The organism is Caulobacter sp. FV1ye6ST (genome assembly GCF_058681225.1).
Genome location: NZ_CM178733.1, coordinates 2031404 through 2055905, shown reverse-complemented (window position 1 = coordinate 2055905; position 24502 = coordinate 2031404). Strand labels below are relative to the sequence as shown.

At 68.0% G+C, this 24502-nt stretch carries 17 protein-coding genes; 7 read left to right on the top strand and 10 right to left on the bottom strand.

Annotation, left to right across the window (positions count from 1 at the left end; translation table 11 throughout):
* Window positions 1-71: 71 nt before the first annotated feature.
* The 5 genes from ACW175_RS10170 to ACW175_RS10150 all read right to left on the bottom strand — a co-directional run bounded on the left by ACW175_RS10170 (window position 72) and on the right by ACW175_RS10150 (window position 11827).
* Window positions 72-1355 carry an MFS transporter gene (locus tag ACW175_RS10170; protein WP_492104365.1) on the bottom strand — a complete coding sequence of 428 codons (1284 nt, stop codon included), beginning with the start codon at window positions 1353-1355 and terminating at the stop codon, window positions 72-74.
* Window positions 1348-2418 carry a LacI family DNA-binding transcriptional regulator gene (locus ACW175_RS10165; RefSeq protein ID WP_492104364.1) on the bottom strand — a complete coding sequence of 357 codons (1071 nt, stop codon included), beginning with the start codon at window positions 2416-2418 and terminating at the stop codon, window positions 1348-1350. The genes ACW175_RS10170 and ACW175_RS10165 overlap by 8 nt, the downstream gene beginning before the upstream one ends.
* Window positions 2419-2609: 191 nt before the next feature.
* A complete protein-coding gene (locus tag ACW175_RS10160; RefSeq protein WP_492104363.1) occupies window positions 2610-5579 on the bottom strand; it encodes a TonB-dependent receptor plug domain-containing protein in 2970 nt (989 codons plus the stop codon).
* A gap of 180 nt (window positions 5580-5759) precedes the next feature.
* Window positions 5760-8795 (bottom strand): glycosyl hydrolase family 28-related protein, encoded by a 3036-nt coding sequence (locus ACW175_RS10155; RefSeq protein ID WP_492104362.1) that lies wholly within the window; start codon window positions 8793-8795, stop codon window positions 5760-5762.
* Window positions 8796-8815: 20 nt separating this feature from the next.
* Window positions 8816-11827, bottom strand: a complete 3012-nt coding sequence (locus ACW175_RS10150) for a glycosyl hydrolase family 28-related protein (protein ID WP_492104361.1) — start codon at window positions 11825-11827, stop codon at window positions 8816-8818.
* Window positions 11828-12026: 199 nt separating this feature from the next.
* On the opposite strand from ACW175_RS10150, the gene ACW175_RS10145 reads away from it, so the two are divergent.
* On the top strand, window positions 12027-12566 hold the full coding sequence (locus ACW175_RS10145) for a gluconokinase (protein WP_492104360.1): 540 nt from the start codon (window positions 12027-12029) through the stop codon (window positions 12564-12566).
* Here ACW175_RS10145 and ACW175_RS10140 read toward each other — a convergent pair.
* Window positions 12534-13211 (bottom strand): FadR/GntR family transcriptional regulator, encoded by a 678-nt coding sequence (locus ACW175_RS10140; protein ID WP_099577286.1) that lies wholly within the window; start codon window positions 13209-13211, stop codon window positions 12534-12536. The genes ACW175_RS10145 and ACW175_RS10140 overlap by 33 nt on opposite strands.
* Before the next feature lie 290 nt (window positions 13212-13501).
* Here ACW175_RS10140 and ACW175_RS10135 point away from each other — a divergent pair, with 290 nt between their 5' ends.
* The 6 genes from ACW175_RS10135 (at window position 13502) to ACW175_RS10110 (ending at window position 19542) form a co-directional block, all read left to right on the top strand.
* The gene (locus ACW175_RS10135) at window positions 13502-13762 is read left to right on the top strand and encodes a response regulator transcription factor (RefSeq protein WP_492104359.1); all 261 of its coding nucleotides are present in this window, start codon (window positions 13502-13504) and stop codon (window positions 13760-13762) included.
* A gap of 44 nt (window positions 13763-13806) precedes the next feature.
* Window positions 13807-14721 (top strand): glucosamine inositolphosphorylceramide transferase family protein, encoded by a 915-nt coding sequence (locus tag ACW175_RS10130; protein WP_492104358.1) that lies wholly within the window; start codon window positions 13807-13809, stop codon window positions 14719-14721.
* 87 nt (window positions 14722-14808) lie between these two features.
* The gene (locus tag ACW175_RS10125; protein ID WP_492104357.1) at window positions 14809-16011 is read left to right on the top strand and encodes a CDP-glycerol glycerophosphotransferase family protein; all 1203 of its coding nucleotides are present in this window, start codon (window positions 14809-14811) and stop codon (window positions 16009-16011) included.
* Window positions 16004-17323, top strand: a complete 1320-nt coding sequence (locus ACW175_RS10120; RefSeq protein WP_492104356.1) for a lipopolysaccharide biosynthesis protein — start codon at window positions 16004-16006, stop codon at window positions 17321-17323. The genes ACW175_RS10125 and ACW175_RS10120 overlap by 8 nt, the downstream gene beginning before the upstream one ends.
* Before the next feature lie 28 nt (window positions 17324-17351).
* Window positions 17352-18440, top strand: coding sequence for a glycosyltransferase (locus tag ACW175_RS10115; RefSeq protein WP_492104355.1), 1089 nt, complete (start codon window positions 17352-17354; stop codon window positions 18438-18440).
* A 1-nt stretch (window position 18441) separates the two neighbouring features.
* Complete coding sequence (locus ACW175_RS10110) at window positions 18442-19542, top strand: glycosyltransferase (RefSeq protein ID WP_492104354.1); 1101 nt, start codon at window positions 18442-18444, stop codon at window positions 19540-19542.
* On the opposite strand, the gene ACW175_RS10105 is transcribed toward ACW175_RS10110, so the two are convergent.
* From ACW175_RS10105 to ACW175_RS10090, 4 genes are read right to left on the bottom strand one after another with little or no spacing between them, the layout of a single operon-like run.
* Window positions 19539-20879 (bottom strand): MmgE/PrpD family protein, encoded by a 1341-nt coding sequence (locus tag ACW175_RS10105; RefSeq protein ID WP_492104353.1) that lies wholly within the window; start codon window positions 20877-20879, stop codon window positions 19539-19541. The two genes, ACW175_RS10110 and ACW175_RS10105, sit on opposite strands and share 4 nt — an antisense overlap.
* The gene (gene add / locus ACW175_RS10100; protein WP_492104352.1) at window positions 20876-22006 is read right to left on the bottom strand and encodes an adenosine deaminase; all 1131 of its coding nucleotides are present in this window, start codon (window positions 22004-22006) and stop codon (window positions 20876-20878) included. Before add ends, ACW175_RS10105 begins: the two co-directional genes overlap by 4 nt.
* A complete protein-coding gene (locus tag ACW175_RS10095; RefSeq protein WP_492104351.1) occupies window positions 22006-23328 on the bottom strand; it encodes an NCS2 family permease in 1323 nt (440 codons plus the stop codon). Before ACW175_RS10095 ends, add begins: the two co-directional genes overlap by 1 nt.
* Entirely contained in the window at window positions 23325-24443 is a 1119-nt protein-coding gene (locus tag ACW175_RS10090) for a nucleoside hydrolase (protein ID WP_492104350.1), read from the bottom strand. Before ACW175_RS10090 ends, ACW175_RS10095 begins: the two co-directional genes overlap by 4 nt.
* Window positions 24444-24502: the final 59 nt, after the last annotated feature.

Here is a 24502-nt window from a genome sequence, read left to right as displayed (position 1 = left end):
GGGCGCCGCTCCTGCCTCCCAGGAGCGGCGCTTTCTTCGCGAACGAGCCGTGGCCAGAGACTATCCGGCGATCACCTCTGCCGGCCCAATTTCCGCATGGCGTAGAAGATCAGCAGGCTTGTCACCAACAGCACCGCGCCCAGGGCCAGCATGGGCGCCAGATTGCTGCCCGTGGCGTCCCGCACCATCGGCACCATGTTCTGGGCGATGAAGCCCCCCAGATTGCCGATCGCATTGATCGCCGCGATGCCGGCCGCCGCGCGGGGTCCGCTCAGGAAGCTGGGCGGCAGGCTCCAGAACACGGGCTGGGCGGCGAAGATGGCTGGCGCGGCGACGCACAGCGCGGCGAACTTCAGCACGGGTCCGGGCAGGATGACGCTCAGGACCAGGCAGAACGCCCCCAGCAACACAGGTCCGGCTATGTGCCAGGCGCTGGCCCCGTGGCGCGCGGCATGGCGCGGCACGAACCACAGCGCCACGGCGACCAACAGCCAGGGGATGATGTTGATCAGACCGTTGACGGTATTGGACACGCCGAACGACTTGACGATCGTCGGCAACCAGTAGCTCAAGCCGTATGCCCCCAGCGGCATGCCGATATAGAGGCCGGCCAGCAGCAGGACACGCGGATCGAAGATCGCCTTCCACGCGCCGCGATGGTCGTCGACCACCCCGCCCCGCTCGGCGTCCAGCGCCTTGGCCAGCCAGGCCTTCTGATCGTCGAGCAGCCACCGCGCATGGGCCGGACCATTGGGCAGCTTCCAGAGTACGTAGGGCGTCAACAGGATCGCCGGCGCGCCGGTGGCCAGGAACACCCATTGCCAGCCCGCGAGGCCCAGCAGGCCGTCCAGATCCAGCAGCATGCCGCCGACGACCGCGCCGACTGCGTTGGCGATGGCGCTGGCGATCATGAACAGACCCACCATCCGCGCCCGGTGCGACTGCGGATACCAGAGCGTCAGGACATAGAGCACGCCGGGGAAGAAGCCGGCCTCCGTGACCCCGAGCAGGAAGCGCAGGACGTAAAACATCGTCGCGTTCTGGGTGAAGCCCAGCGCCAGGGTGACGAGCCCCCAGGTGAACATGATCCGCGCGAACCATACGCGCGCGCCGACCTTGGCCAGGATCAGGTTCGAGGGCGCCTCGAACAGGAAGTAGCCGATGAAAAATAGAGACGCGCCAAGGCCATAGGAGGCTTCGCTGAGGCCCAGGGCCTGGACCATTTCGAGCTTGGCGTAGGAGACGTTCTGCCGGTCGATATAGGCGATCAGGTACATCAGGCAGAACAACGGCATCAGCCGCGCGGTGACCCGCCGGACGGTCGCGACTTCCAGATCGGGAGACGGATCAGACATTCGAGGGCCTCTTCTCGGCCCGACTGGGCGCGCGTCGGGGTGGAGCGGTGGAGTCCCGCTGGATCAGCACATGGTCCAGTACGTGATCCGCATAGATCTCCGCCGAAGACCCGGGCGAACGCAACGCGCGGAGCAGGAGATCGAGGGCCATCGACGCCATCTGGCGGACGGGCTGGCGAATAGTGGTCAGCGGCGGCCACAAGGTGGTGGCCACGGTCGTGTCGTCGAACCCGACGACGGTCAAGTCGCCCGGCACGTCCAGGCGCCGGCGGTGAGCGACCGACACGGCGGCGGCGGCCATGTCATCATTGCTGGCGAAGATGGCGGTCGGCAGCCGCTCATCGTCCAGCAAGATCTCGGCGGCGCGTAGGCCGGAGTCATAGGTGAAGGCGCCGTGCGCCACGACGAGCTCGGCGCCCTCGGTTGTCGCGACGGCGGCTCGGGCGCCGTCCAGGCGCGAGGCGCTGGCGGTCTGGTTGGGATTGCCCACGATCAAGCCGATGCGGCGATGCCCCAGGTCCAGCAGATGGCGGGTCATGGCCCGACTGGCCTCGCGATCATCGATCCTGACACTGATCGCGTACGCCGGAGGAAGTCCCGCGGCGACCACGGCGACGGGCAGATTGGCGGCGCGGAGAACATCCAGAACCACGGCGGACTCGCCCAGAGGCGGCGCCAGCACCACGCCATGAACGCCGCCGCTCACCAGTCGCTGCAGTTCCTGGAGCGACGGAGCGGCCCCGTTCTCGCCGCGGACCAGGATCAATCGCGCGCCGGCGCTGGTGGCCTCCTCGAACACGCCGACCAGGAAGTCGCTCATGAAGGCGGCGCTGGGATTGGAATAGACGACGCCGATCCGCAGCTCGCCGGCGGTGACGAGATTGCGAGCCGCAAGGTTGGGTTGGAAATTGAGGTCGCGGATGGCCTCCAGCACCGCCCGCCGTGTGTCGTCCCGGACCTTGGCGCCGTCATTGATGACACGCGAGACGGTCATCCGCGAGACGCCCGCCCGCTCGGCGACGTCGGCCATGGTGGCGTCCCGGACGCGGTCCGGCCGGTTCAACGGTCGCCCCCTAAGCTGATCGCTGTCGTCACCGAAATCATCCACTCGATCTACCGTCTGTAGCCGCTATTGGGCGACTCCACCGGTCTCAATCTGTAGCGCAAAGAAAGACGCCCGAGCCACGGCGCGGCGCTTGGCCGCTTCCGGGCCCGGGCGAGGCCGCCCAGGGGAAGGAGAGGCGGAGATGCGGACTAGAAGCTGTATCGCAGACCGACGTGGTAGAAGCGGCCCAGCAGGTCATAGAGCGCCGGGTTGGCGTCCAGGCCCGTATTGGTCTGCGGCGACGGCGTCGGATCGCGGTTCAGCAGGTTGTCGACCTTGCCGTAGATCTGCAGGCCCTTGCCGAACTTGTACGAGGCGCTGATGTCGACATAGGTCGCGCCGCTCATGTGGTTGTAGTCGATGGTCGGGTTGGTGCCGGTCGAGACTGGGCAGCTGCCAGCCTTGCATTCGACATAGTCGGTCGTCGTGCCGCCGAACCGGCCATCGCTGAACCAGCGCTCCTGGACACTGAAGGCGAAGCGGTCGTTGTCCCAGGACTGGATGGCCAGGAACTTCCAGTCCGGCGTGGCGCCGGAGTTCTGGCCGGCGGAGTCGACAGCGATCGCGCCGGGGATGCCAGGGTTGGTGACGAACTTGTGCGTGTTCGTCGCCAGGCCCCGCACCGTGAAGCGGCCGGGCACGCTGGGCAGTTCGAAGCGGTAGCTGCTCTCGATGTCGAAGCCGCTGGTCTTGATCGAGGCTAGGTTGAACGTCTGGGAGTTGACGAAGGCCGTGCCCTGAGCTGGCGTGAAGTTGAAGGCGCCGCAAAACTGGGTGAGGCCCGCATAGCAGAAATTGACGATCTGCTGAGCGCCCAGGCTGGAGATGCCGCCGTTCAGCACGATGTTGTACCAGTCGACCGAGACGCTGAAGCCCGGCAGCCATTGCGGGTTCGACAGCACCGCGCCGATGGTGACGTTCTTGGCGATTTCGGGCTTCAGGTTCGGGTTGCCGACCACGTTCTGCAGAACGGTCAGCGCGCCGCCAGTGAACGGGTTGGTGAAGTTCGGCAGCGTGGTGGTGACCGGCGCGGCGAACAGTTCCGACAGGTTCGGCGCGCGCACGTCACGCGAGGTGACGGCCCGCAGGCGGACGCCATCGATCGGCGTGTCCCAGGTGGCGCCGACCTTCCAGGTGTAGACGGTGCCCGAGGTGCTGTAGTCGGTCCAGCGGCCGGCCATGTTGAGATTGGCCCTGCCCACGGCTTCCGAATTGACCAGCGGGATGTTCACTTCGGCATAGGCTTCCTTCACCGAGTACTTGCCGGCGCCGGAGTGGTAGTTGCCCGCGAACCAATTGGCGCCCGACGGAGTCAGGACCGGATCGGCGGGATAGTCGGCGGTGTTGGGCGAGTCGGTATTGCCATCGCCATAGGGGTCGCCTTGGACGTGGTACTGCTCCTTGCGCCACTCGCCGCCGAAGGCCAGCGACACCGGACCGGCCCACAGCGAGAAGGGCTCGCCGCTGAAGTTGACGCTGGCGACATCCTGCTTCTGCACCGAGTGCTGATAGGGGCCGTTCGTGGGCGTGATGTAGGCCAGGGCCGCTTCGCTGGGCGCCTTGCCGCCGAAGATGTTGATCGGCACGCAGCCGTTGGCGCGGGCGATCGGGTCGGCGCAGACGATCTGGCCGCCAACCGTCGTGGCCTGGATGGCCGCGCGATAACGCGGCATCAGCAGGATATCGCGAACGTGGATGTTCGTCGTGTTCTGGCCGTGGGTGTAGTAGGCGTCGTAGCGCCATTCCTTGCCCAGGGCGTCGAACCGGCCGTCGGCGCCGATCACTGCCCGGACTTGGGTCCGCGTCGGGTGAACATTGATGTTTCGCGGCAGCAGGGCGTTGCTGGTGCCGAAGCTGAAGGTCGTGATGTTATTGGCCGCACAGGCGGCCACGACCGAGGCCGGGAGATACGGGTTCGAGCACGACATCGTCAGGTTGGTCGTGGCGCCGCCCGGATTGGGCTGGTTGCTGCTCTCGACGCGGGCGACGTTCAGGGTCGCGTAGATCTCGTTCTTGTCGTCCAGATCGTAGCCGATGCGACCGTAGCTGCCCATCCGCTTGATCCTCGACTGCAGCGAGGTGCCGACGCCGACATTTCCCGATAGGTCGCCGCCGACGCAGAAGCCGCCGTTGGAGTAGCAGCCGGTGACCGCGCCGTTGGCGGCCTTGGTCGGCACGCCGTTACTGCCGTACTGGAACTGGAACGGGTTGCCGGCCTGATCGAAGGCCGTGCCCTGCAGCGGACCCGCGCTGATCAGACCGTACTTGGTGTACTGATAGGCTTGGGCGTGCTCACGATAGAGATACTGGGGCGAGCCGTCGTTGGTGACGCCACGATTGACCAGGGTGGCGGTCGTGTACCAGTCACGGCTGCCGGGTGCGTCTTCACCAAAGCCGCCCGCCGGAACGCCTTCTTCCCAGTCGTATTCGCCGCTGACCTGCACGTGCAGGCGATCATTCATGAAGTTCTTGCCCGCCGCGACCTGGGCCAGCCATTGGTGGTTGTCGCCATAGGTGGTGACGCCACCCATGACGTTGGCCTTGAAACCCACGAACTTCTTGTTGGTGATGAAGTTGACCACGCCGCCGACAGCGTCCGAGCCGTAGGACGCCGAGGCGCCGCCGGTCACCACGTCGACCCGCTCGACCAGCAGTTGGGGGAACAGGCTGATGTCGGGAACCCCGGTGACGTTGGCCGGCACGACCCGCTGGCCGTCCAGCAGGGTCAGGGTGCGGATGGTGCCAAGGCCCCGCAGCGAGAACGAGGACAGGCCCTGCTGGCCGCTCGATGTGCTGAACGTGCCGGTGGTCGCGCCGCTCGAGCCCTGCAGCGATGGCAGCTGGGTGATGGCGGTGAAGATGTTCGGCTGGGCGGCGCGCTCAAGGTCGGCCTGGCCCAGCACCTGGGTCGGGGTCGGCGCGGTGAAGCCGGTCGACCGGATCCGCGTGCCGGTGACGATGATTTCCGTCAGAGCGGTCGCGTCGGACGATCCCGTTGCCGGGGCCGGCGCCGTCTGTGCGTTGGCTGCTCCGGCCGCCATCACCATCGCGACCGCGCTGGTCGCGAGCAACATGCTCAAAACGGGCGATCGCCCCCGCAGACTACCGACAGCGCTCATCCTACACCCTCCCATTTTTCATTGAGACCATCGTTCGATGATCTGAGGGGGACTGTGTCAGACGATGGGACCGCTAACTATACGACCATGGTCGTATGCGCTCCCGGCGCTGGGATCGCACGCAAGACAAGGCCCGGAACGCCAAGCGTTCCGGGCCTATCGTCGTCCGTCTTCGGCGTCCTAGCGGGGGCGAACCGCGTAGAGCGCGTGGTGGGTCAGCACGAACAGCGTCTGCTTGTCGGCGCCGCCGAACAGCAGCTGTAGCGGCCGTTCGGGCACGTCGACGCGGCCCAATTCCTGGCCGTCGGGCCCGTAGACGAACACCTGGCCGTTAGCGACATAGACGCGACCCTGCGCGTCCGTCGCGACGCTCTCGCCGCCACGGTCGGCGAACGGCTTCAGGTTGGTGATCGAACCGCCCTTCCCAACGACACCGCTATAGGTCTTGTTTTCGGAACTGTTGGCCAGGAAGACCCGCTGCCCCGCCTTCGCCGTCGTGAAGCCATAGGTGTCCAGCGAATCCGAGAAGCGCAGGCCGCGATAGTCCGGCGGCCCCTGCTGGAAGACGCGATAGGCAGGCAGAACTAGGCTGCCGTCCGGCGAGACATATTCCTTCGGTTTGGACACGGCCATGTCGCGGACGAAAAGCTCCGCCAGGGTCTGGTACTGGTAGGTCTCGGGATCGATCTGGTCCTTGAACTCGCCGTTGTTCCACCAGTTGACCGGCAACACGGTCGCCGCGCCGGAATGGTCGGCGGTCGGCGTGGCGGCGATCACCGTCACCGCGTTGTCAGGGCTACCGGGCTTGAAGCTGTAGACCGAGCCGTTGCGGCCGTCCGACGACAGCACCAGCAGGTCGCCCGAGGCGTCGACCGCCAGGTTGACCGGATCCAGGGTGTTGTCGCGCACGATCGACAGCTTTCGGGCGTCCGACCAGCTATAGATGCGCTGATGCTTGCGGTCGGCGAAGTACAGGGTCCCGGCCGCGTCGACGGCCCCGCCGCCCAGCGAATAGAAGCCGTCGGCCAGCTTCTCCACCGTCGCGCCGGCCCGGAAGACCGAAGGCGCGACCGGCTTCGAGACGGCCGGCAGGTCCAGCACCGCGAACTGGCGCTCGCGCACCTCCAGGCCGTTGGTCACGTCCTGGATCGCGTTCTCGTACGGATACTTGGTCAGGCGCGTGAAGGTCGCGCAGCCGTTCTCGTCGCAGGTCCCCAGGCCGCTCTCGCCGTTGACCGCGACGTTGCGGAACCGGATGTCGTGCGAGTTGTAGACCCGCACCGCCGCCGCTGCCGGCTTGCGCGTCCGGGTGACACGATAGCCGTGATAGTTGGCCAGCAGGATGTTGTGGGAGTCGCGGATCTCCAGCGAGACGGTGTCCTCGCCCTCCCCGGCCTCCTCCTCGGTCTGAGGCGCCAGGAACTCCCAGTTGGCGACGCGGTTGAGGGTGATCTCGGTGCGCACATGGTGCTCGACCGAGGCCTGGTAGACGTGGCCCGGCGTCGTGGTGTCGGACACGTAGATGCCCGTATAGGCGTAGGTATTGGGGCTCCAGACGTTGGAGAACGTCCCGCCGCCGCCATTGGTCACCCACAGGCTGGGATATTGCCCCGCCCACCGCTTGGCCGGATCGGCGTCGCCCGTGCCGTTGGCGTTGTAGGGGATGAACCGCGTACCATCGAACAGGTTGGTGCCGTGCCCGCCCTGAAACTTGACGTCATTGACCATCGAGGTCGCGCCGGCCGTCCACAGCAGGGCCGTGGCGCGCGAATTGGCGCCGTCGGTGTAGAGGCCCAGGCCAAAGACGATGTTGTCCCCGCCCTTGGCCGACTCCACCAGCGCCTTGGGCGCGCCGACGCCTTGGTAGGCGGGCGTGCCATGGGGCAGCACGATCTGGGTCAGGCTGGGATGCAGACCGATCAGCACGGTGTCGGACTTCAGCTTCAGGGTGTCGGTGACGCGATAGAAGCCGGTCGGGAAATAGACCACGCGATGGGCGTCGATCGCCTTCTGGATCGCGGCGGTGTCGTCGGTGGCGTTGTCGCCCTTGGCGCCGAGCGTGCGGACATTCGTCCAGTCCGCGGTCGGCGGCAGCGCCCGGATCGCGGGCGCCTTGGGCTGGGGAAAGGCCTTCAGCGGTTCGGCCTGGAGGTTCGTACGATACTCGCCCATCTCGCCGGGCGCTGGCACGGTGAGGCCGTGGTTGAAGGCGGAAACGTGGTAGGTCGCCCCCTTGCCGGCGACCATCTTGCCACTGTCGCGGAAGCGGGCGAACACCGGGGTGTTGGACGCCACCGCGTTCTCGAAGCCGACCTGGGTGTAGACGTTGGCCTCGTTGGAGATGACGACGCCCGCCTTGGAGACGTTCTCGAAGCGGACGTCCTTGCCCCACAGCCAGTCACCATAGCCCTTGTCGATCTCGATGCCGACGGGCGTGTCCTTCATTGCCACATTGACCAGGGTCAGGCCGGCCTCGTGCTCGCGGATCGCCGCCTCACGCTGCCCTTCGAAGGTCGAGTCCAGCAGCACGAAGCCCCAGGCCGGCGACGGCTTCTCGGCCAGGATGCCATAGCGCCCGCCCTTGAAGTGCAGGTCCTCGGCCTCGTTGGCGACGTGGTAGAGGCCCGCCAACCCTGAACCAATGTCGAAGTCCATGTGGGTCAGCACGGCGTGCTGGGCGGCGTGGAAGCGGATCGCCGTCGCGGCCGGATTGCCCTTGCCGATCTTGAAGTCGATGTTGCTCATCGCGCTGTAGAAGGTGCCGGGATTGGCGTCTGGCACGTCCTTGTCGAACGGCACGCTGCCCGGCGGCGGGAAGGCCACCGGACGGCCCGCCGGATCGCGCTTGGCGCCGGCGAAGATCACCATGTTGGCCACGCCCTTCTGGAATCCCGGCGTGGCGTCGGGGAGCTCGATCAAGGGCCGCGTGGCGCCGACGCCGAACACCCGCACACCCGGCCAAAGGAACAGAGTCCTGGTGATCAGGTAGCGCCCCGAGGGCAGGAAGACGAGACCCCCTCCCGGCTTGACCGCCGCCGCGTCGATCGCCGCCTGGATCGCCGCGCCGTCGTCGGTCTTCCCGTCGCCCTTGGCCTTGACCACGATGGCGGCCGGGTCGTCCGGGAGCGTCGCCAGCACCGAGGTCGAGGCCCAGGCAGGACCGGTCGCCAAGCTCAGCGCGATCGAAGCCGCGCCCAACACAAGCCATTGCTTCATGGCAGCCTCCCTCACCCGACCTACGGGTTCACAGCGTAGAGCGAATGGTGGGTCAGGGCGAACAAGGTCTTGCCGCCCTCCCCGCCGAAGATCAGTTGCAGCGGCCGCTCGGGCACGTCGATGCGAGCGGTCGGCTGACCATCGGCGCCGTACTGGAAGATCTGGCCATTGGCGACGAACACCCGACCCAGCGCGTCCACCGCGACGCTCTCGCCGCCGCGATTAGCGAAGACCTTCAGGTCGGTCAGCGTCCCGCTGGCGCCGACCTGGCCGCTGTAGGTCTTGTTCTCCGAGCCGTTGGTGAAGAACAACCGCTCGCCGACCGCGCCGCCGATCAGGCCATGGGTCTGCAGGCTGTCGGACCATCGCCAGCCGACGTGGTCCGGCGGCCCCTGCTGCCACACCCGGAAGGCGGGCAGCGACACACTGCCGTCGGGCGAGACATATTCCTGGGCCTTGGGCGCGCCGACATCGCGGGCGAACATCTCGGCCAGGGTGGTGAACTCTCCCTTGACCGGATCGTACTCGTCGCGGAACTCGCCGTTGTTCCACCAGTTGACGGGCAGCAGCGTCTTGGCGCCGGTGCGTTGCGCCACCTCCGTCGGCGAGATCAGGGTCATCTGGTCCTTGGGACCGTTCGGATCGATCGAATAGACCGCGCCTTGCGGCCCAAGCGAGGACACCACCAGCAGGTTGCCCGAGCGGTCAACGGCCAGGTTCGTGGGGTCCAGCGAACTGTCGCGGACAATCTCCAGACCCTTGGCCGCCGTCCAGCGATAGATCCGCTGGAACCGCTTCTCGACGAAGTACAGCGCCCCGTCCGCCCCCACCGTCGCGCCCGAGATCGACCAGAACCCGGTCTCAAGCTTCCTGACATTCGGATTGGCCGGCGGCGGGGCTGGCTGGTCGGCCTTGATATCCAGCACCGCGAACTCGCGCTCGCGCACCTCCAGCTTGCGGGTCTTGTCCTGGATGGCGTTCTCGAACGGATACTTGCTGGCCCGCAGATAGGTCCCGCAGCTGATGGTGTCGCACAGGGCCACGCCGCTCTCGGCGTTGATGTGGACATTGCGGAAGCGGATGTCGGTCGAGTTGAACAGCTTCACCGCCGTCTCGGCCGGGTGGTAGGAGCGCGTGACCCGGTAGCCGTGATAGTTGGCGAACAGGATGTTCTTCGAGTTGCGGATCTCCAGCGACACCGCGTCGGGGCCGTCGCCGACCTCCTGCTCGGTTTGCGGCGCCAGGAATTCCCAGTTCTCGACATTGTCGAGCACGAACTCGTTGCGCACGTGGTGCTCGACCGAGACCTCGTAGATGTGACCCGGCGTCTTGGTGTCGCTGATGTAGAATCCGGCCGAGGCGAAGGTGTTGGGGCTCCAGACATTGGCGAAGGTGCCGCCGCCGCCGTCGGTGACCCATATGCTGGGATACTGCGCGTCCCAGCGGCCGTCGGCCACGGGATCGCCGCTGCGGGCCTGGGCCGGGCCCAGCGGCTTGCCGTCGGCGGTGGGCGTGCCGCCGCCGCCCATGATCTTGACGTCCGTGACCAGGGACTTCTCGCCCGACCGCCACAGCAGCGCCGAGGCGCGCGGGTTCACACGGCCGGTGAACAGGCCGATGCCGGACAGGATGTTGTCGCCGCCCTTGGGCGTCTCCAGGATCGGCTTCACCATCCCGACGCCGGCATGGCGGGCATTACCGTCGGGAATGACCAGTTGGGTCAGGGCGGGATGCAAGCCGATCAGCACGGTGTCAGCTTTGAGCTTCAGCGTGTCGCTGACCATGTAGAAGCCGACCGGCAGATAGAGCACCCGGTGGCTGTCGATCGCCTTCTGCAGGGCGACAGTGTCATCGGTCGCGCCGTCGCCCACGACGCCCAGCGTCTTGACGTTGGTCCATTCGCCGATCGGCGGCGCGGCCCGCAGCGCCGGCGCGCCGGCGGCCGGCAGCGCCTTCAGCGGCGCGATATCGGAAATCGTCTTGTACTCGCCCACGTGACCCAAGCCCGGCAGGGTCAGGCCGTAGGTGAAGTTCGCGACCCGATAGGCCTTACCCTTCCCGTCCACGGTCTTGCCGCTATCGCGGAAGCGCGCGAACACCGGCGTATTGGACGCCACGGCGTTGTCGAAGCCTACCTGGGTGAAGACGTTGTCCTCGGCCGAGATGACGACGCCGGCCTTGGAGACGTTCTCGAAGCGGACGTTCTTGCCCCACAGGCTGTCGCTGTAGCCCTTGTCGATCTCGATGCCGACCGGAGTGTTCTTGATCGCGACATTGACCAGGGTCAGGTCGACCTCGTGCTCGCGGATCGCCGCGTCGCGCTGGCCGTCGAAGGTCGAGTCCACCAGGGTGAACTGCCAGGCCGGAGAGGTCTTCTCGGTGACGATGCCGTAGCGGCCGCCGTGGAAGTGGACGTCCTCCATGATGTTACCGGCCTGGTAGACGCCGGCGAACGCCGAACCCAGGCGGAAATCCATGTGGCTCAGGAAGGCGTGCTGGGCCATGCGGAACCGCACGCCGGCGGCGGACGGATTGCCGTCGCCGATCTCGATGTCGACATTGCTCATCGACGAATAGAAGGTCCCCGAATTGGCGTCGCGCACCTTGGCGGTCGCGGGCCGCACGGTCGGGACCGGCACGGGGATGGCGCCGACCTGATACTGGTCGCCGCCGGTGAACACGATCATCGTGCCCACGCCCTCCTGGAAGCCCGGCGTATTGGCGCCGAGCACGAAGGCGGGACGGGTCGGACCAACGCCGAAAACGCGGACGCCCGGCGGCACCAGCAGGCTTCGGCTGATGCGATAGCGACCCGACGGCAGGAAGACCAGGCCATGCCCCGTCCCGTCGCGCGCGGCGTCGATGGCCTTCTGGACGGCTTCGGTGTCGTCGGCCTTGCCATCGCCCACGCCCTTGACCGTGATCGCCTTGGGATCGTCTGGCGCCTGGGGCAGGAAGGAGGTCGAAGCCGCGGCCTCCGCCACGATGGGGCACGCCGCCACCAGGATCACCGACAACAGGATCGCTCTCATGCTGCTTCCCAAATCTACTTTGGGACTAGTGATAGAGCCGTCGGCGTCGGCGACCACCGCGACCATGGTCGTAGTTACGGCCCGCCGACACACCGCTAGAAAATCAGCCGTGGCGTGTCGATCTTCGACACCGTCCGGTCGGGGACCCCATTTGCCGCCATCGCGCCCAGCACGCTCCGCGGGTTTCGCCGTTGTCGTCATGGGCGTCAGCGGTTGCGGGAAGTCGACCCTGGGCGCCCTGCTGGCGGGCGCGCTGGACTGCCCCTTTCTGGAAGGCGACGCGTTCCATGACGCAAGCGCCGTCGCCAAGATGCGAGCGGGCCAGCCTCTGGTCGACGATGATCGCTGGCCGTGGCTGGATCGGCTGGGCGCGGCCATTGGCGAGACGCTGACGACGCAAGGCGGCGTCGTGGCGGCCTGTTCGGCGTTGAAACGCGACTATCGCGAGCGGCTGCGCGCGGCCGTCGGCGCTCCCACACGCTTCATCCTTCTGGACGCCCAGCCAGACGAGCTTCTGCGCCGCATCAGCCAGCGCGCGGGCCACTACATGCCGGCCAGTCTGCTGGACAGCCAGCTGGCCACTATGGAACGCCCGGCCCCCGAAGAAGCCATCCTCACGCTCGACGCCGTCACCTCGCCCGAACGCCTCCGCGCGCTGAGCCAGACCTGGCTGGAAACGGCGGTGCGACCGCTCGGCGCCGCGCGCCTAGGGCATGAGCCGCTTTCTCCCCCGCGATAGATGCCAGCGCATGGCCAGGGCCGCGCCGTCGGCGTCCTGGGCCCGGATCGCTTCGACGATCATCTCGTGCTCACGCATCATCTCGGCGATCGCCTCCGGCGGCCGCGAGCGGGAGATGTCGACGCCGGCCCGCATGATGCGGTCGACATCCGCCTCCAACGCCTCGAACGCGACCAGGAAGGCGGGGTTGGCCGTGGCGAGCACGATCTGGCGATGCAGCTCCATGTCTTCGGCGTGCGCCGGCGCGCTGGACATCAGGGCCGTGCGCAGCTTCGAAAGCGCGGCCTCTATGCTCGCCATCTCCTCCGCCGATCGCCGCACCGCCGCCAGTCGCGCGGCCTCGGCCTCGAGAACGAAGCGCACCTCATAGCTGCCCATGGTCGAGGGCAGCTCGGATAGCGGCATATAGGCGCTCAGCTTGTCCGAAGGCCGGTTCTTGATGAACGACCCCGCCCCGCGCCGCGCCTCGGTGATACTGTCAGCGGCGAGACGCACCAGGGCCTCACGCACGACCGTGCGCGACATGCCGAACATCTCGGCGAGCCGTGCTTCCGACGGCAGCCGGTCGCCGACCTCCAAGCCGTCGCTGTTGATCATCTCGACGATGCCCGTATAGGCCCGGTCGGCTAGGCGGCCTTCGCTCATAAGTCTCCCCTCGTCTCACGCCACCATCGGGCCATTCGCGTCTTGAGGCCAACCTCTGCGCCGAACTATCGCCCATACAGTCAAAAGCTGTATGACAGGTTTCATGGATATCATGGATCCGAAGCGATGTTCACGCTCACATCTCTGAAATCTCTTGAATTAGTCCAACAGATAACGATAACATCCGAAATCAGCGAACCGGACCGGCCGACTCAAGAACGGCAGCGAGAAAAACCGGTAGCCGCGCCTCCGAAGACGGAGGTCAGGGGAAGAGACAGAGGGGTTGCCGCATGACCATGATGGATATCCGCAGATCGGACCGGGACATCGAGACGGGGCTCGGCGCGCTGACGCCGACCCAGATGAAGGTTCTGGAGGGCGTCAATCTGGGGCTGCTGAATAAGCAGATCGCCCATGACCTCGGCATCGCCGAGGCCACGGTCAAGGCGCACATGACCGCGCTGATGCGCAAGCTCAATGTCCACAACCGCACCCAGGCCGCGATCGCCGCGCAGTCCCTAGCCCAAGGCCTGCGCTCCGCCGAGCGCTAAGCCGACGCTTGCCAATCGGGGCGACGTCGCGCTAGCGCAGGAGCATGCCCCTGTTTTCAGATATCTGGCGCGTCGGCGTGATCGAAAGCTCGATCCAGGAAGTCGCCGCGGCCGGCGGACTGCATGCCGCGCCGGTGCGCTGGCTGCCGGAGGAGCCGTCCTACACCTTCCTGGCCGACCCGTTCGGCCTATGGCGCGACGGCCGCCTGCATCTGTTCGCCGAGGCCTATGACTACCGTACGCGTCACGGCGTCATCGATCATATCGAGCTGGACGCCGACTACCGGCCGGCCCGCCGGAGCACGGTGATCCGCGAGCCCTGGCACCTCTCCTACCCCGTGGTGTTCGAGGCCCAGGGCGAGACCTGGATGACGCCAGAGGCCTACCGGTCGGGAACCTTCACGCTCTACCGCGCCAAGCGCTTCCCGGACACCTGGGAGCCGGTGACGAAGATCGCCTTCGACACTCCGGCCATCGATCCGACCTTCTTCCAGTGGGACGGCCGCTGGTGGTGCGCCTATTCGCCCGACGGCGACCAACGGGACAAGCAGGGCAAGCTGCATCTGGCCCATGCCGACCGCCTCGAAGGTCCCTGGACGCCCCATCCGGGCAATCCGGTGCGGATCGACCTAAGCAGCAGTCGGCCCGGCGGCACGCCCTTCGTCCATGAGGGCCGCCTGCATCTGCCGGTCCAGGACTGCACCCGCACCTATGGCGGCGACCTGCGCTTGCTGGTCATCAACGTCCTGACACCGGACCACTTCGACGCCGAGGCGACGGCGATGCTCAAAGCCCCCGCCAACGCCGGTCGCTACACCGGCGGGCGCCACACCCTGGCCGCTTGCGGACCCGTGACCCTGTTCGACGCCAAGTGGATCAAGGCTTCGCCCCACGGTCTGGCGATCGACGTCGCCCGCAAGATCCGCCAGCGCAAGGCGAAGGCCGGGCGCTCGGCCTAGCGTTTCCCGCCCCGCGCGGCGAGACGCCGCGGTCACAATATTGAAATATCCGTTACGGCCCCGTTCGATCGGCGGCGTCAGAGTCGTATGCGGATCTGTTTCCTCTTCAATCACGACCAAGTTCATCAGGTGGCTCACAGCCTGCCGATCGCCTTGGCGATGCTGGACGCCAATCTCGACGCCGAGATCGTCATCGCGACGTCGAACGCCCGACTGACCGCCGAGGTGACCCGTCTCAGCGGGGGCAGGCCCGCCCTGCCCGTCGTGGAACTCGGCCTGACGCGCAAGTCCAGTCAATTGGCGCACCGGATGCTGGAACGCCTTCTGCCGGCCGGAAAACTGCTGTTCTACCGCGACAATCTCGAGTTCTTCCGATCGGTCGACGTGTTGGTGGTCGCCGAGAAGACCTCGCTGATCCTCAAGACCCAGTTCGGCCTGGATCACCTGAAGATCGTACACACCCGCCACGGCGCCGGCGACCGGGCCGTCGGCTTCGACCCCGCCAGCGCCCTCTTCGACCACGTGCTGGTCTCGGGCCCGAAGATCCGCGAGCGCCTGATCAGCGACACCGGCGTGAAGCCGGAAGCGATCTCGGTGGTCGGCTATCCGAAGTTCGACCTGGCCTCGGCCACCCCCGAGCGGCCGCTGCCGAACGACGGGCGTCCGCTGGTGCTGTACAACCCGCACGTCTCGCCGCATCTCTCGTCATGGTTCACCGTCGGCCGCCAGGTGCTGGACTGGTTCGTCGACCATCCGGAGTACCAACTGATCTTCGCGCCGCACGTCATGCTGTTCGAGCGCCCGTTCACGATCAGCGTCGACAAGCTGCGCATCGACCGTCCCGGCCGCATGGAGGCGCGCCACCTGAACGCGCCGAACATCCATATCGACCTCGGCAGCCGCGCCTCGACCACCATGGCCTACACCCAGGCCGCCGACATCTATCTCGGCGACGCCAGCAGCCAGGTCTATGAGTTCCTGCTGCGCTCGCGGCCTTGCATCTTCCTGAACCCGCAAGGCCACGACTGGCGGGATGACAAGAACTTCAATCACTGGAACCTGGGCCGCGTGATCAACGGCGTCGACCAGCTTGGCAGCGCGCTGGAGACGGCCTCCGCCGACCACGCCGACGGCTATCGCCACGTCCAGCGCGAGCAGTTCGAGAATAGTTTCGACCTGACCGAAGAGCCCTCGGCGCGCCGCGCGGCGCGCGCTGTGGCGACCTTCGCCGGCCTGGCCGCGCCGCTACTGCAGCCGATCGCCGATTTCGCCCGTGTCGCCTATGGCTGAGGATCGCGGCGCGCTGCGCGGCATCTTCGGCAATACGCTTCGTCTCCTCAGCGGCAAGGCCGGGGCCGGGATCATCAGCCTCGTCTATATCGCCCTGGCGGCCCATGCCCTGGGTCCGAGGGACTACGGCATTCTAGTGCTGGTCCACACCTATGTGCTGGCCGTCGGCGGGATCATCGAGTTCCCCGGCTGGCACGCGGTCGTGCGCTATGGCGCGCAAGCGCTGCTCGCCGGCGACGAGCGACGGCTGGCCCGCCTGCTGAAATGCGCCGCGGCGCTGGAACTGGCCTGTGGCGTTGTCGCCGTCGTCGTCGCGGCGCTGCTGGCGCCGTGGATCGGCGCCAAGCTCGGCTGGTCGCCGCGCGCCATCGAACTGAGCCTGCCCTACAGCCTGGCGGTGCTGGCCACCGTGCGCGCCACGGCCGCCGGCTACCTGCAGGTCACCGGGCGATTCGGCCTGCTGGGCGCCCACAGCCTGGTCCCGCCCGTCGTGCGGTTGATCGGCGCCGTCGTCGCCTGGGCCGGCGGCTGGGGGCTGGTCGGCTTCCTGTGGGCTTGGCTGGCCGCGGCGGTGCTGGAGTGGGCGGTCATGTGGATCATGGCCTTCGCCACCATGCCGCCCTCGCTGCGCGAGCTGACCATGAGCATCGACCTGCGCGGCGTCAGGGCCGAGAACCCGGGCATCGTCCGCTTCATGCTCGGCGCTAACGCCGATGTGACCTTCGCGGAACTGGCGGCGCGCGTGACACCACTGGCCATCGGCTGGCTGGGCGGCCCGACCGCCGCGGGCCTCTTCGCCATTGCCCAGCGCGCCACCACCGTGATCGCACAGCCCGCCCAGAGCCTGGGCCAGGCGGCCTATGCCGAACTGGCGAAGCTGGCGGCAAAGGGCCAGACGGCGCTGGTCATCTCGACGATCGCCAAGGCCAGCGGCGTGACCATGGCCGTGGCCGTCCCAGTCTGCATCCTGTTCGGCCTGTTCGGCGACACCTTCGCCAAGCTGATGGGCGGCGACGGTTTCGCCGCGGCCGGCGGGCTGATGCTGTGGCTGGCCATCGCCCGCACTCTCCTGCTCTGCGCCCCGCCGCTCAGCGCCGCCTTGACCGCCCTGGGCCGTCCCAGCCTGTCTGCCAGCATGAACCTAGCGGGGAGCCTGGGCCTGATCGCCCTGTTGTCGGTCGCCCTGCCGGCCTGGGGCCAGAGCGCCATCGGCCCTTGCATCGTCGCCCAGGCGGTGCTGACCATGGCCCTGTTGGCAGCGGCGCTGGCCACCCAGGCCCGCTCGACCGCGAGCACGCCGCGAACCGCCTAACATGGCCGCCCGAGTATGACCGCCTGACATGCGTATCGCCTATGTGATCAACTCCGTCGAAGGCGGCGGCGCCCAGTCGCCCGTGCCCGCCATCGCCACGGTGCTGCGCAACGAGGGCGCCGAGGTCGCGGTCTTCGCCCTGAGCCGCCGCGACGGTCGCGGCGCCATCGCCATGGAGGCGGCCGGCCTGGACGTGCGCGTCTGTCCAGCCAGCGAAAAGCAACAGCTCACCGCGCTGCGCTGGCTGCACGCCGAGCTGAAGGCGTGGAAGCCCGACGTCGTCTGGACCTCCCTGACCCGCGCCACCCTGATGGGCCAGATCGTTGGCGGCTGGCTGGGCAAGCCGGTGGTCAGCTGGCAGCACGCCGCCTTCCTCAAGCCCGCCAACCGGGCGCTGCTGCGCTGGCGTCGTTCGGCCTCGGCGCTGTGGATCGGTGACTCCGAGAGCGTCACCGCCCTGACCGCCGAGCGGATCGCGCCCGATCCGGACAAGCTGGTCTGCTGGCCGATCTTCTCGGTCAACGCCAACGCGCCGCAAGCCCTGCCGTGGCGCCCCGGCGAGATCCTGCGCCTTGGCGCGCTGGGCCGGCTGCACCCGGTAAAAGGCTACGACGTCCTGCTGGACGCCCTGGCGCAGTTGAAGACCCAGGGCTTCAGGCCCGCCACGCCGTTCGAGGTGCTGATCGCCGGCGATGGCGGCGAGCTCGCGCGGCTGGAAGCCCAAAGGGCGACGGCCCGCCTCGACAACGTCCAGTTCGTCGGCTTCAGCCAGGATCCGCCCAGCTTCCTGGCGACCTTGCACCTCTACCTGCAGCCGTCGCGTTCGGAGGGCCTTTGCGTCGCCGCCCACGAAGCGATGCAGGCGGGCCTGCCAGTGCTGGCCTCGGCGGTCGGCGAGCTGCCCTACAGCATCGTCGACGGCGAGACGGGTTTCCTCGTACCGCCGCGCGACCCTGCCGCGCTGGCCGCCGCCCTGGCTGAAGCGCTGTCGAAACCGGAGCGCCTGGCGCGCATGGGCCTCGCCGCGCGCGCCCGAGTCCAAACGCGGTTCGGCGCCAAGCAGTTCGCGGCGCGAGGCGCGGCCATCGTGCAGCGCCTGAAGCGAGCGGTCGCCTGACGTGAAGATCATCGTCGTTCTGCATGACCTGCCCGTGGGCGGCACCGAGCGCGTCGCCCTGCGCCTGACCGACGCCTGGGCTCGGGCGGGCCATCAGGTCACCCTGCTGTGCGGCTCGGCGACGGGCGCCCAGGCCGACTTGGTGTCAGAGGCGGTCGAGCTGGTTGAATGCGCTCCGCCGATCCCGCGCGGCTTCGGCTCACGGATCCGCCTGGGTCGCGCGGTGGCCGAGCATCTGCGCCGCCACGCCGCCGACGTGCTGTTCGTGCCGGGGAACTTCCACTGGTCGGTCTGCCGGTCCGTAGCCCAGAGCCTGGGCGGCGACCGTCCGGCCATCGTCGCCCAGGTCAGCTCCCCGATCTTCAAACATGGCCGCAAGGGCTTGAGACAATGGACGTTCGAAGCCTACGCTCGCCGCCGGCTACGCGACGTCGACGCGATGGTGACGCTGTCGCCGCGGACCGTTCCCGAGACGGACAAATTGTTGGGCCGCCGCATCGCCACCGCCATCCCCCTGCCCGCGCTCGACGACACCGTCCACCAGGCGGATATCGCCTCCGGCAAACTGATCGTCGCGGCCGGGCGCCTGGCGCCGGAAAAGGGCTACGACATTGCGCTGAAGGCCTTCGCCAAGATCGCCGATCCTGAAGCCCGCCTGGCCTTCGTCGGCGATGGCCCGCTGCGCGCGGAACTGGAGGCGCTGGCCGACAGGCTCGGCATCCACGATCGCGTGACCTTCGCCGGCTACGCCCCCGACATCGGGCCATGGCTGGATCGCGCGCGGCTGCTGCTGCTCAGTTCCTGGCACGAGGGCTTCGGCGCGGTCATTGTCGAGGCCCTGGGGCGCGGCCGCCCGGTCGTCGCCACGGACTGTACGCCAGCGGTCCGGGACCTTCTCGACACGCCCGGGCGCGGACGCGTCGCGGCGCCGGGCGATGTGGACGGCCTCGCCAGGGCGCTCGAAGCCGAACTCTCCGCTGCGCCGCCAGAACCCTCGGCTCTGATCGCGGCGGTTGGGGCGTATCGGATCACGCCCGTGGCGGACGCCTATCTCGCCGTGTTCGAAGCGAGCCGGACGCGGCGTCGGGCTTCAGCCGCCTAGGGGCCTACGTCCGCGCATGCGACCGCTAGCAACCTGACGAGATCCTCGTTCGACGCGAGGGTCTCGACGTGGCTCATCAGGTCCTTCGCCTGCGAAGCGCCAAGGCGAGGTTCGACCAGATTCACGAACTTTGTCCGCAGCTTCCCTCTCAGGAGGTTCAAATCACCGGCGGGTTTGGAGACGTCGTGGCGCGCCATCAGCATCCGGCCATCGCGGGTCTCGACGGTGACTTCCGTGACGTCCTCGGGCCATCCGCCCGGCGCCAACTCGACCTCGGTGATGGCCCGGACGGCGCGCAGCTCGGCGCGCTGGACAGTGGGATCGGCATAAGCGGCCACGTCCGAAGTATCGACGCCGTGCAGAGCCAGGGCGGCGTTGAAGCGCAGGCTGAACTTGGCCTCAAGCCCAGTCCTGGGCTCGGCGATGTTGCACATCGCGTCGGCGCCGGCGTCGACCTTCAGGCGGATCGCGCGAACGGCCTCGGGGACCAAGCCCTGGCGACGCAGGGCTCCGATCGCCTCCAGGGTCCCGTGCGTGCCGAAACAGGCGGCGTGGTGCTTGAAGAGGTTCTTGTCCAAGGCGTAGCCGTCCCAGCGCAGCCTCTCCGCCGGCAGCCCATCGCTCTGGGTGGCGGCGAAACCGCGCGGATGCTCCAGGATGTTCGTCCGGGCGCTCACGCCCGCGCGCGCCCACAGCGCCGCCATCACCCCGGCCTCGGCGGCGCGCCCCGCGTGCAGCGGCTTGGCCATGGTCCCGAACTGCGCCTTGAGCCCCGCCGCCTGGGAGCCGGCCAGACCGTAGGCGCGAGCCGTGGCCTCCTCGTCGAGACCCAGGAGGCGCGCGCAGGCCGCCGCCGCCCCGAACGCGCCGATCGTGCCGGTGGCATGAAAGCCGCGTGCGTAGTGGCTGGCGCTGATCAGGGTCCCGATCATGCCGGCGGCCTCGTAGCCGGCGACGAAGGCCTCGATCACCGCGCGGCCCGACAGCCCCTCGGCCTCGGCCAGGGCCAGTAATCCGGGCAGGATCACCGCCGTCGGGTGGACATGCATCGCCAGATTGACGTCGTCATAGTCCAGCGCGTGGCCGGCCACGCCGTTGACCAGGGCTGCCTGACGAGCGCTGAAGCGCTTTCCCCCACCGACCGCCGAGGCTGCCGGCGCCGCGCCCTCGATGAGCGCCACCTCGCGGATCAACCGCGTCGCGGGCTCCTTGGCTCCACCGATCGCCAGGCCGAACCAGTCGAGGACGCAGAGTCCCGCCATGTCGAGCGTGGCGGGCGGGATGTCGACGGCCGCCGCGCGGCTTTGCCGAATGATCGCCGCCGTCAGCCCGCTCACTGGGCGAATACCGCCGGACCGGGCCAATCCGTCGTCGCGACCAGAGCGTCGAACTCGGCCGGCCAGCGCGCGCGCCATTCGGCCTTCTGATCGTCGTCGGCCCAGGAACCGTCCACGCCGTTCAGCATCATCGCGCGTAGGTCAGCCATGTCGTAGCCGAGATGGCTGTGCATCAGCTCCCACGCGCCGCCGGGGGTGACGTTGTGCAAGGTCGGGTCGTCGGTGTTGGGATGCAGTTTCAGGCCCAGAGCCGACATGGCGCGGATCGGATGGTCGATCGCCCACCGCTCGGGCTCCAGCGTGCGCAGGTAGTAGGAGTTGGTCGGCACGATGGTGAACACCAGGCCTTGCTCGGCATAGCGCCGGGCCAGGTCCGGATTGTCGACGATGGTGTAGCCGTGGTCGATCCGGTCGACGTTCAGCAGGTCGACGGCGGTCTGGACGTTGGTCCAGGGCATGCCGAACTCGCCGGCGTGGGCCGTGGCCTTCAGGCCGTTACGACGGGCCAGGGCGTAGGCCTCGGCGAAGAGCTCGGGCGGGCGGTCGTTCTCGCGGTAGTCGATGCCGATGCCCGGCACGGCGGGATCGCGGCAATCGAGCATCAGCTCGACCATCTCCAGCGCGCTGGAGGCCTCGGCCTCGCGGTCAATACTTGGGATCAGCAGCGCGCTGACGCCGAGATCAGCGCGCGCCTCGCGAATGCCCGCCAGGATACCGGCCTGGGCCTCGCGATAGGCCAGGCCGGTGTCGCGGACGGTCGCTGTCGGGTTCCAGAAGAACTCGGCATGGCGGACGCCCTCGGTCGCCGCGTCATGGAGGTACTCATAGGTGATGCGGCGGAAGTCGTCTGGTTCGAGCAGCAGGTGACGCTCCAGCGCGCGCAGCACGCGAAGCACCCCAACGGGCTTGGAGCCCCGCTCGTAGAAGGCGGCGATCTCGGCTTCGGTGATGGGCGCGCCGCGACGGCTGACCATGTCCGTGAAGGTCTCGCGCCGCACCGAGCCCAGAAGGTGGCAGTGCAGCTCGACCTTGGGAAGGGCGCGGAACACCGCGCGCTGGGCGTCGGTCGTCTGGCGCCCCAGCGTGGACGCGGGGACGGCTCCGATGGAGTGGATGGAGTCGGTCATCAGTGCGTGGCGGCCGTGTAGAAGTAGTAGCCAAGCGGAATGGTCAGGATGAACAGCCCGATCGGGATCTCGCGCGCCTTGCCGGCCAGCACCTGAACGATGACGTGGACCAGCAGGCCACCGGCGATGCCGGTGCCGAAGCTGTTGGAGATCAGGGTCAGCAGCACCATGGCCATGGCGGGGAAGAGATCGGTGACGTCCTCGCCGCGCAGGTGGCGGACGGTGCCCAGCATCGAGACGCCGATCAGGATCAACGCCGGCGCCGTAGCCTGCTTGGGGATCGCCATGGCAAGAGGCAGCAGACACAGCGCGCCCAGGAACAGCACGGCCGCGGTGACCGGCGTCAGGCCGGTGCGGCCTCCGGCCTCGACGCCCGCGGCGGATTCGACCAAGGCGGTGCCAGCCGGGACGCCGATCAGCGGCCCCACGGCGGCGGCGAAGGAATCGACCAGGAACGGCCGCTCGATGCCCGGCAGGTTACCCTCTGCGTCGGTCAGCCCCGCCTTGGCGCCGATGGCCAGGGTGGTGCCCAGGGTCGAGAAGAACTCGCCGGCGAAGAACGCGAAGACATAGGGCAGAGCCGCCAGGCTGAACGCCCCGGCGAAGTCGACTTGCAGGGCGACTGGTCCAAGGCCATGCGGCAGCGAAAGCAGGCTCGGCGGCAGCTTGGTCAGGCCCAGCGGGATGCCCGCCACGGCGGCGGCGGCGATGCCGGCCAGCACCGCGCCGGGGACCTTGCGCGCCTGCAGCGCCAAGGCGACGGCCAACCCGATCAGGGCCACCACGGGTCCGGGCTGGGAGAAGTCGCCCAGCTTCAGGGCCAGGGTCTTGGCGTTGACGGCGACCATGCCGGCGTCGCGGCATCCCAGCATGGCGATGAACAGGCCGATCGAGGCGCCTAGGCCCAGCTTGATCTGCGGCGGGATCATCTTGACGACCAGTTCTCGCGCGCCGGTCAGGGTCAGGACCATGAACAGCAGGCCGGAGGTCATGGCGATGGCCAGGCCGGTGGCGAACGGCACATGCTCGGTGTGGGCCAAGGTCACGCCCAGGATCACCGAACCGCCGATGCCAGGGCCGACGATAAACGGCAGGTTGGCGTAGAACCCCATGAGGAGGCTGCCCAGAGCCATCACCAGGATCGCCGCCGTGGTCGCCGCGCCTCGGTCCATGCCGCCGGTCGACAGCAGCGACGGAATAACCACGATCAGATAGGCGGCCGCCAGGAAGCTGGTCAGGCCCGCCACCATCTCGCGGCTGATCGTCGTCTCGCGCGCGTCCAGGGCGAAGCGGCGGTCGAGGAAGGTGTGAAGGCGGCTCATTTGGAGGCCAGGCCCACGAAGGTCTCGACGAAGCGCGGCACGTCGATGGCCCGCACGATGTGGACCTCGCGCTCGCCGGCATTGGGGGCCATGTCCGACTTCCAGACAACCGGCTGGCCATAGGACGGGCCGGCGAAGGTGTCGACGTCCATCCGCGCTACCAGCTCCTCGGTGACCAGTGAGCGGTCGATGGCGACGGCCACGGTGATCTCATCCCACAGGGGCTGACCGATGCGGGCGTAGGTCTTGACGTACGTGGCCACCGGCGTGCCGGACGCGCCGATACGATCAACCACCTCCTGTGTCGCCTTCGCGGCGGCGGTGACGTTGCCCATCACGGTGATCTTCTTCCAAGGCGCGGTCAGCACGATGTGCGCGGCCTCGGGATCGAAGATGAAGTTGAAGTCGGTGGCGTAGTCGGTGTTGCCGGTCACCCGCGCCACGGCGGTGTCCAGCTTGCCGGGCTCGATAACGATCTCCTTGGCCAGCGGCGCGATGTCGGGCGCGATGCGCAGGGCCAGGGCGATGTTGGTCAGCGGGCCGGCGCTGACGATCGTCACCTCGCCAGGATGGGCGCGGACGTTGCGGATCAGGGCGTGGACCGCATCCTCGTCGGAGGCTTTAAGCTTCGGCTCGCCCTCGGGCATCGGCGGGATCAGGTCGGGATCCTGTGGGTGATAGGTGCGGCCCGGACGCGGCGTGCTCCACGCGCCCTTGAACGGCACCTTGCCGTAGCGGGCCTCCCAGTTGGCCATCTCGGCCTGGGTGCGGATCAGCGGCATCTGCGCGCCCAGGTGGACGGGGGTTTCAGGGCGCTTGGCGATTTCGAGGAAGCGGAGCGCGTGCGCGGCTTCTTCCTTCAGCCAGGCGTCGCCGGTGACGACGCCGATGCCCAGCAGCTTGACCCGGTCGTCCCGGAGCAGCGGGATAAGCGACTGGATGTTGCTCTGGCCAGGGCCGAGGAAGTCGTTGTCGAAGAAGATCTGGACCTTCTCCTTGCTGACGGGCGAAGCGGTCTGGGCGGTTGCGCCGCCCGCGAGCGACTGGCTCGCGAGCAGCGCCGCCAGGCCAAGGGCTGCGTGGCGCAAATAAGGGGAGAAGCGACAGGGCAGCATGGGAGATCCTTGGCCTGGACGTGGGAGGAAGAACGCCCCTCCCGCGTCTGGGTCGAAAC

Bases quoted from the DNA above. Each gene is read 5' to 3' on its own strand.
- ACW175_RS10170 (WP_492104365.1), bottom strand. From the start codon at position 1,355: ATGTCTGATCCGTCTCCCGATCTGGAAGTCGCGACCGTCCGGCGGGTC.
- ACW175_RS10160 (WP_492104363.1), bottom strand. From the start codon at position 5,579: ATGAGCGCTGTCGGTAGTCTGCGGGGGCGATCGCCCGTTTTGAGCATG.
- ACW175_RS10155 (WP_492104362.1), bottom strand. From the start codon at position 8,795: ATGAAGCAATGGCTTGTGTTGGGCGCGGCTTCGATCGCGCTGAGCTTG.
- ACW175_RS10150 (WP_492104361.1), bottom strand. From the start codon at position 11,827: ATGAGAGCGATCCTGTTGTCGGTGATCCTGGTGGCGGCGTGCCCCATC.
- ACW175_RS10145 (WP_492104360.1), top strand. From the start codon at position 12,027: ATGGGCGTCAGCGGTTGCGGGAAGTCGACCCTGGGCGCCCTGCTGGCG.
- ACW175_RS10140 (WP_099577286.1), bottom strand. From the start codon at position 13,211: ATGAGCGAAGGCCGCCTAGCCGACCGGGCCTATACGGGCATCGTCGAG.
- ACW175_RS10135 (WP_492104359.1), top strand. From the start codon at position 13,502: ATGACCATGATGGATATCCGCAGATCGGACCGGGACATCGAGACGGGG.
- ACW175_RS10130 (WP_492104358.1), top strand. From the start codon at position 13,807: ATGCCCCTGTTTTCAGATATCTGGCGCGTCGGCGTGATCGAAAGCTCG.
- ACW175_RS10125 (WP_492104357.1), top strand. From the start codon at position 14,809: ATGCGGATCTGTTTCCTCTTCAATCACGACCAAGTTCATCAGGTGGCT.
- ACW175_RS10120 (WP_492104356.1), top strand. From the start codon at position 16,004: ATGGCTGAGGATCGCGGCGCGCTGCGCGGCATCTTCGGCAATACGCTT.
- ACW175_RS10115 (WP_492104355.1), top strand. From the start codon at position 17,352: ATGCGTATCGCCTATGTGATCAACTCCGTCGAAGGCGGCGGCGCCCAG.
- add (WP_492104352.1), bottom strand. From the start codon at position 22,006: ATGACCGACTCCATCCACTCCATCGGAGCCGTCCCCGCGTCCACGCTG.
- ACW175_RS10095 (WP_492104351.1), bottom strand. From the start codon at position 23,328: ATGAGCCGCCTTCACACCTTCCTCGACCGCCGCTTCGCCCTGGACGCG.
- ACW175_RS10090 (WP_492104350.1), bottom strand. From the start codon at position 24,443: ATGCTGCCCTGTCGCTTCTCCCCTTATTTGCGCCACGCAGCCCTTGGC.